At 65.1% G+C, this 7,477-nt stretch carries 5 protein-coding genes; all 5 read left to right on the top strand.

The window, feature by feature from the left end:
• Position 1: 1 nt before the first annotated feature.
• From fliQ to ACIQ09_RS11860, 5 genes are read left to right on the top strand one after another with little or no spacing between them, the layout of a single operon-like run.
• The gene (gene fliQ, locus ACIQ09_RS11880; RefSeq protein ID WP_398309736.1) at positions 2–196 is read left to right on the top strand and encodes a flagellar biosynthesis protein FliQ; all 195 of its coding nucleotides are present in this window, start codon (positions 2–4) and stop codon (positions 194–196) included.
• A 13-nt stretch (positions 197–209) separates the two neighbouring features.
• Positions 210–1,010: a flagellar biosynthetic protein FliR gene (fliR, locus tag ACIQ09_RS11875; RefSeq protein WP_398309733.1), complete on the top strand. Its 801-nt coding sequence runs from the start codon at positions 210–212 to the stop codon at positions 1,008–1,010.
• Positions 1,007–3,244: a PAS domain S-box protein gene (locus ACIQ09_RS11870; protein ID WP_398309730.1), complete on the top strand. Its 2,238-nt coding sequence runs from the start codon at positions 1,007–1,009 to the stop codon at positions 3,242–3,244. Before fliR ends, ACIQ09_RS11870 begins: the two co-directional genes overlap by 4 nt.
• Positions 3,245–3,295: 51 nt before the next feature.
• On the top strand, positions 3,296–4,342 hold the full coding sequence (locus ACIQ09_RS11865; RefSeq protein ID WP_398309728.1) for an HD domain-containing phosphohydrolase: 1,047 nt from the start codon (positions 3,296–3,298) through the stop codon (positions 4,340–4,342).
• Positions 4,339–7,431, top strand: a complete 3,093-nt coding sequence (locus ACIQ09_RS11860; protein ID WP_398309725.1) for a response regulator — start codon at positions 4,339–4,341, stop codon at positions 7,429–7,431. The genes ACIQ09_RS11865 and ACIQ09_RS11860 overlap by 4 nt, the downstream gene beginning before the upstream one ends.
• Positions 7,432–7,477 lie beyond the last annotated feature (46 nt).

The raw sequence follows: 7,477 nt of genomic DNA, 5'->3' as shown, positions 1-7,477 counted from the left end.
CATCGCCGCCCTCGCCACCGGCCTGATCATCTCCATCTTCCAGGCCGCCACCCAGATCAACGAGCAGACCCTGTCCTTCGTGCCCAAGCTGATCGCCACCTTCATCACCCTGGTGCTGGCCGGGCCGTGGATGATCACGATGATGACCGACTTCATCCGACGCCTGTTCGAGAACATTCCGGCCATGATCGGCTGAGCCTGCCCACCCCATGCTGACCGTCACCGCGGCCCAGCTCGACGCCTGGCTGGCCCTCTTCGCTTTTCCTCTGGCCCGGGTTCTCGGCCTGATCGGCGCGGGGCCCGTATTCGGCAACAACTCCCTGCCCCGGCGCATCAAACTGGTGGTCGGGCTGGCTGTGGGCATCGGCGTCGCCCCCGCCTTTCCGGCTGCAACAAACGTTTCCCTGGACTCCTGGGCCGGGCTGCTCATCCTCGTCGAGCAAACCCTGATCGGCATCGCCATGGGGCTGGCCATGCGCGTGGTGTTTGCGGCCCTCGACCTGATGGGCGAACTCATCAGCCTGCAGATGGGCCTGTCCTTCGCGACCTTCTTCGACCCCATTGCCGGCGGTCAGACCGCAGTCGTAGCCGAACTGCTGACCCTTCTTGCCACCCTCATCTTCCTGTCCCTCAATGGCCACCTGCTGATGCTGGACACCCTGGCCCGGAGCTTCGAGTGGCTCCCGATCGGCAGCGAACTGCACAAGGGGGGCTGGATGGTGCTGGTACGGTCGGGGGCCATGATCTTCGCCGCAGGTCTGCTGATGGCCCTGCCGGTGGTCACCGCGCTGCTCATCACCAATATCGCCCTCGGCATCCTGACCCGCGCCGCGCCGCAGCTGAACCTCTTCGCCATCGGCTTCCCCATCACCATGACCGTCGGCTTCGGCGTGCTGCTACTCGCCCTCGGGCACCTGGCCCCCTTGCTGCAGCGCTTCTACGACATGGGCTTCGACACCATGGCCAGCATCCTGCGCACCCTCCACCAGGCCAGCCCAGGGTTGCGATGATTTCCCTTCCCGTCGCGGTACTGCTCGCCACCACCCTGTTTGCCCTCATCGGGCTCGGCCTCAGCCAACGCCAGCGGGCAGCAGCCAGGCGTGCTGCTGCCGATCTGACCACCGCGCTGCAGACCGAGCAGGCCCGCCGCCACAGCGCCGAGCAAGCTCTCGATGCCTCGCTTGAACGCTTCTCCGCAGTGTTCCGTTTTCTGCCCGATCTGGTCACCCTGACCAGCCTGGACGACACGCGCCTGATCGACATGAACCACAACTGGAGCACCCTGCTGGGCTATGATCGCGAGCAGGGCCTCGGCCAGTGTGGACGGAATGTCGGCATGTGGGCCCGGCCCGAGGACGAGACCGAGATCTGCGATACCCTGCGCGCGGGAAAAGCCGTGCATAACCGGCTGGTCACCCTGCGCCACCGGGACGGGCACACGCTGGAAACCCTGGCCCGGGCTCGCCTGCTGTCCATCGGCAAGCATGCCTGCATCCTCACGGTGTTCCACGACATCAGCGAGCAACTGCGACTCGAACGCGCCGAACGCGCTGCCGCCGAAGCCCAGCGTATCTCCGAGGCCATGTTCTCCGCCGCCTTCCACTGCAGCCCCGACTACATCACCATCAGCCGCCTGTCCGACGGCACCATCCTCGAGGTCAACCAGGCCTTCATCCAGCTGGTCGGCTGGTCGCGGGAAGAGGCCATCGGCACCACCTCCCTGAACCTGGGCCTGTGGCCCATCCCCGAGGAGCGGGCTGCTGTGGTTGAGCTGGTGAGCCAGCACGGTGCGCTGCGCAACTTTCCCTGCATCATCGGCACCCGCGAGGGTCTCCGGCGTCACTGCCTGCTCAATGCCTCCACCGTCGTCATCGAAGGCCAGACCTGCCTCATCGCCATCGTCCGGGATGTGTCCGAGCAAAAGGCCGCCGACGACGCCCTGCAGGAAAGCCAGGCCAAGTTTTCGCGGATCTTCGCCTCGGCCCCCGTGGCCATGTCCGTCACCCGCCTCGCCAACCGCACCCACGTGGACGCCAATCCGGCCTGGGAGAACCTGTTCGGACTCGAGCGCAGCGCCGTCCTGACCCGAAGCACCGGTGAACTCGGCTTCTGGGTTGACTCGGAGGTCTACGATGATCTCTATGCCCGCATTGCCCGCGACGAGATCGTGGCCCAGCGCGAAGTCCGCATCCGGCCCCGCGGCCGTGACGAAATCGCCACCTGCCTCGTGTCCGGATGCCGCCTGCGCATCAACGGCGAGGACTGCGGGTTATGGTCGCTGGTGGATATTTCAGAGCTGCGGCGCATTCAGGGGCACATCGAAGAGCTCAACGAGGGGCTCGAACAACGGGTCGCGGAGCGTACCGCAGAGTTGCAGAGCACCCTCGAGACCCTGCACCAGGCCCGGGACGAGCTGGTACACAGCGAAAAGCTGGCCGCCCTCGGCTCCCTTGTGGCCGGCATCGCCCATGAGCTCAACACCCCCATCGGCAACAGCGTCACGGTAGCCACCACCTTCGCCGCCCGGACCGAGGACATGGCCCGGGAGTTTGCATCCGGCGGGTTGCGTCGCAGCAGCTTCGACGCCTACATGGACAACGCCCGGGAGGCAGGCGAGCTGTTGATGCGCAGCCTGCAACGCGCCCAGGAGCTGGTGCGCAGCTTCAAGCAGGTTGCCGTTGATCAGAGCAGCGAGAATCGCCGTCCTTTCGAATTGGGCGAGATGCTCCACGAAATCGCCGTCACCCTCGGCCCAATGCTAAAGGGCGCCCACTGCACCCTCGACATCGCCCCGGCGAACGCCCTCCAGATGGACAGCTATCCGGGCGCCCTGGGGCAAATTCTCACCAATCTGATCAGCAATGCACTGATCCACGCCTTTGCCGGACGCCCGGAAGGTCATATTTCCGTGACCACCCAGGCCGGCCTCGACAACGTGAGCATCCGCATCACGGATAACGGCAACGGAATCGACAGCACCAGTCTGCAGCGCATCTTCGACCCTTTCTTCACAACCCGCCTCGGCAAGGGCGGCAGCGGGCTCGGCCTCTATATCGTTTACAACCTTGTCACTCGCACCCTGGGCGGACAGATCGATGTCCAGAGCACCCCCGGGAAAGGCACCCGCTTTACTCTGGTACTGCCCTGCACGGCTCCGGCCGATGGCGCCCACGAGAACGCCATGGCCATTCCAACCCCTGAGCGGACGCCACTTAACTTCGAGGACTTCGGGCCGATAATCTGAAATAACTCAAGTCACCGGGACAAGCCTCAGCGCCCTCCCACCGGAGCCCCCATGGCCATAGCCATTGTTGATGACACGCCCCTGAATTTGACCCTGATCCAGGCGCTGGTTCGCAAGCTCACCCCCGCAGGCACCGAGATCGTATGCTTCACGTCGCCCGTTGAAGGGCTCAAGTGGTGCGAGACCCATGAGCCGGATCTGGTCATCGTCGACTACATGATGCCGGACCTTAACGGCATCGAGTTCATCAATGCTGTACGCCGGACACACCCGGCTGACGTGGTGCCCGTCCTGATGGTTACGGCGGCCCACGAAAAGGAAATCCGCTACCAAAGCCTTACCGCTGGCGCCAATGACTTCCTGACCAAACCCATTGACCGACACGAGTTCGACCCCCGTGTGCGGACCATGCTCGCCCTGCGCAATAGCCACACCCGCCTGCGCAACTGGAACGACGACCTCCAGACAGAAGTCAATCGCCAGACAGCCGATATCGTCGCCCGTGAGCGGGAGACGATTGCCCGCCTGGCCCGTGCCGCCGAATTCCGCGACCCGGAAACCGGTGCCCACATCCTGCGCATGGCCCACTACTCCGAACTGATCGCCCGGCGCATGGGGCTCGAAGACGAACTGTGTGAGCGCCTGCTGAGTGCAGCCCACATGCACGACGTGGGCAAGGTCGGCACCCCCGACCACATCCTGCTCAAGCCTGGCCGCCTTACCGATGAAGAAATGGTCATCATGAGGCGCCATGCCACCATCGGCTACGACATTCTCAAGGGCTCGTCATCTCCGATGATCCAGCTGGCAGCAGAGATCGCCCTCAGCCATCACGAGAAGTTCAACGGCACGGGCTACCCGTCCGGACTGGCGGGCGAGGCGATTCCCCTGGTGGGGCGCATCGTTGCCGTTGCCGACGTCTTCGACGCCCTCACCTCGGCCCGCCCCTACAAGCCGGCCTGGGAGATCGGGCGGGCTGTCGACTTCCTGAAATCGGAACGCGGGCAGCACTTTGACCCAGCCTGCATAGATGCCTTCTTCGACCAATGGGTAGAGGTACTGGCCGTGCGGGAGCGCTTCCAGGACGAAGAGGAATGAGCGGCGCCCTTCAACGCCTGGCAGACCGCGTCGGGCTTCACTCCCTAGGCCAGCAGCTCGCCCTGCTGTTCGCCCTGCTTCTTACCCTGTCCGCCTCCGCCTATTCGCTCTATACCGGCTTCGACCAGGCCAACTACGTCGAACGCCTTGAGCGCATCCATGCTGACGAGCTGACCCGACACCTGGCCGCCGTGCTTGAGCCTCACGTGGCCGCCAACGACAAGCGTGGCATCACCGAACACCTGCTGGAGATCTCCAGCAACTCAGCCATCCTCCGCCTGACTGTCACCGACCGGCAGGGCACCCCCCTGGCCAGCGTCCACCGCGCCTCGGATGCCGCCCCGCTGACCGCGGAGCCTCACAGCGACACCCCCCTCCCCCTACCTGACCAGGGGAGGCAGGCCGGCAGCATCGACGCCCAGGCCGGCCGCTCGCTGATCGTGGCCTGGGTCGGCATTGGAGACAAGGCACCCATGGGCTGGCTACGCAGCGAGATTCACCCGGCCGCAGCCAACGACAGCCTGCACCACATCCTGCAGGACAGCGTCCTGGCCGGTCTGCTGACGCTGCTGATCGGCACCACGGCCATCCTGGTATTCCTGCGGCCGCTCCTGCGCAGCCTGGAGCGGGCCACGGCCTTTGCCGAAAGCATGGAGAACTGCCAGGGCGACACCCTCAACGAGCCCACCTCCGTGATCGAGATCCGCAAGCTCGTGGACGCCCTCAATTGGACCTCCATCCGCCTCTTCGACGGCCAGTCCGCCTTGGCCGCCAGCGAACTGCGCAACCGGGCCATCGCCGAGGCGGCCCTTGACTGCATCATCACCGTCGACGCCCTGGGCCGCATCCTCGAGTTCAACCCGGCCGCCGAACGCACCTTCGGAATATCCCGCGCCGACGCCCTGCATCAGTCGGTTTCCGAGCTCCTCTTTCCGGAACGCCTGCGCGACACCCATGCTGCCAAGCTGCGGGAGCTCCTGGGAAATGCCCCCTCTGAAACCCAGGGGCAACGCATCGAAACCCTGGCTCGGCGCCACGACGGCAAGGAATTCCCGGTGGAAATGGCCCTGGTGGCCGTGGATGGGGGCGGCAACCGCTTGATCACCGCCTACCTGCGGGATATCAGCGAGCGCAAAGAAGCCGAGCGGATCATGCGCCAGGCCAAGGAATCGGCCGAAGCCAACAGCCGTTCCAAGAGCGATTTCCTCGCCAACATGAGTCACGAGATCCGCACCCCCATGAACGCCATCCTGGGGATGACCGACCTGGCCCTGGAAACAGAGCTGGATGAAGAACAGAAGGAGTATCTCACCCTGGTGAAGAGTTCCGCCAATTCCCTGCTCGGCATCATCAACGACATTCTCGACTTCTCGAAGATCGAGGCCGGCAAGCTCGACTTCGAGCACATCGACTTCAGCCTGCGGGACTGCGTGGCCCTCGCGGTCCGGACCCTGCAGCAACGGGCGGCCGAGAAGGACTTGCTGCTAAGCGTCCAGGTCGCCCCGGAAGTCCCCGACAGCCTGATCGGCGACCCGCACCGCCTGCGTCAGGTCCTGATCAACATGATCTCCAACGGGATCAAATTCACCTCGGAGGGCAGCGTCCGGGTCATCGTGCAACCGGGCCCGACCATCGAAGGCGGCGTAGACATCCAATTCAGCGTGGAGGATACGGGGGTCGGCATCCCGGCCGAGAAGCAGGGTCTGATCTTCGAAGCTTTCTCCCAGGCAGACACCTCGACGACTCGGCGCTACGGCGGCACCGGTCTCGGACTCACCATCAGCGCCCAGCTGGTTCGGGCCATGGGCGGCCAGATCAGTGTGGACAGCGTTCCCGGTGAGGGCAGCACCTTCCGCTTTACGGCCCGCTTCGAGCTCGGCCAGTTCAGTGCCAGCACTGAGGAACGCGCTCACCTGGAGGGCCTTCCGGTGCTCATCGCGGTGGACAATCCGGTCGAACGCGGCACCCTCATTGAGCTGTTGAGCCAATGGCGGATGGCCCCCACCTGCGCCCCCGACGCAAATACCTGCCTGCGCGAACTGACCCAGGCCAGCAGCAGCGGCCTGCCTTACCGAGTCGTCGTGATTGGCACCCAGCTGCCCGATGCGGAGGGCTTCTCGCTGGCCGAAACAATCACCAGAACAGCCGTTCCCCAGCCCTGCGTGATCATGCTGGCCGGCGAAGGCCGTCGCGGCGACGGAGCCCGCTGCCGGGAACTGGGCGTCGCAGCCTACCTGCCGATGCCGGTCGAGGCCTCTGATCTGCTCAATGCCATCCTGCTATCGGTTGACCCGATCGACGAGCGCCCACTGATCACCCGCCACACCCTGCGCGAACAACGCCGGCAGCTACGTATTTTGCTGGCAGAGGACAACGTGGTGAACCAGACCCTGGCCATGCGCCTGCTGGCCAAGCTGGGCCACCACGTGGAGGTGGCCAATAACGGTCAGGAGGCCTTGACGCTCCACGCGGCCAACCGTTTCGACGCCATCCTGATGGACGTGCAGATGCCGGTGATGGGCGGCTTCGAAGCTACCGCCATGATCCGCGAACGGGAAGCCACAGGCATACCCCGCACGCCGATCATCGCGATGACCGCCCACGCCATGAAAGGCGACCGGGAGCGCTGCCTGCAGGCCGGCATGGACGGTTACCTCTCCAAGCCCGTACATGCCCCCGATCTGGTCGAAGTACTGATCCACCACACGGGCAACAACGACCCGGCCCCTGCGCCGGCTACCGAATCGCCGCCCGCCAGCGGCCCGGTCTTCGACCGGGAACAAGTGCTGGCCAACCTGGGCGACGATGAGGATCTGCTGGCTCAGCTGATGGTCATGTACAGCGAGGACGAGCCCCGACTGCTGGCCGATGTGGAAGCGGCCGTGGCCGCAGGTGATGCAGAGGCGCTGCACGGAACGGCCCATGCCCTTAAAGGCGCCGTCTCCAACTTTTGCGCCAGCCGGGCCCAGGCCAAGGCCCAGCAGCTCGAACGCATGGGGCGTGAAAAGAATCTCGAAGAGGCCCCCGCCGCACTGCATGAGTTGCGGCAGGAACTCGCCGCCCTGCGCGAAGCCTTCAGCCAGCACTGAGTTGCCCCGGTTCGGCCGCCGGAAGCGCCCCGGCTGCCGAGCACGC

This window comes from Zoogloea sp. (genome assembly GCF_044344315.1).
Classification (GTDB): Bacteria; Pseudomonadota; Gammaproteobacteria; order Burkholderiales; family Rhodocyclaceae; genus Zoogloea.
This window is presented reverse-complemented; position numbering and strand designations above follow the sequence as displayed.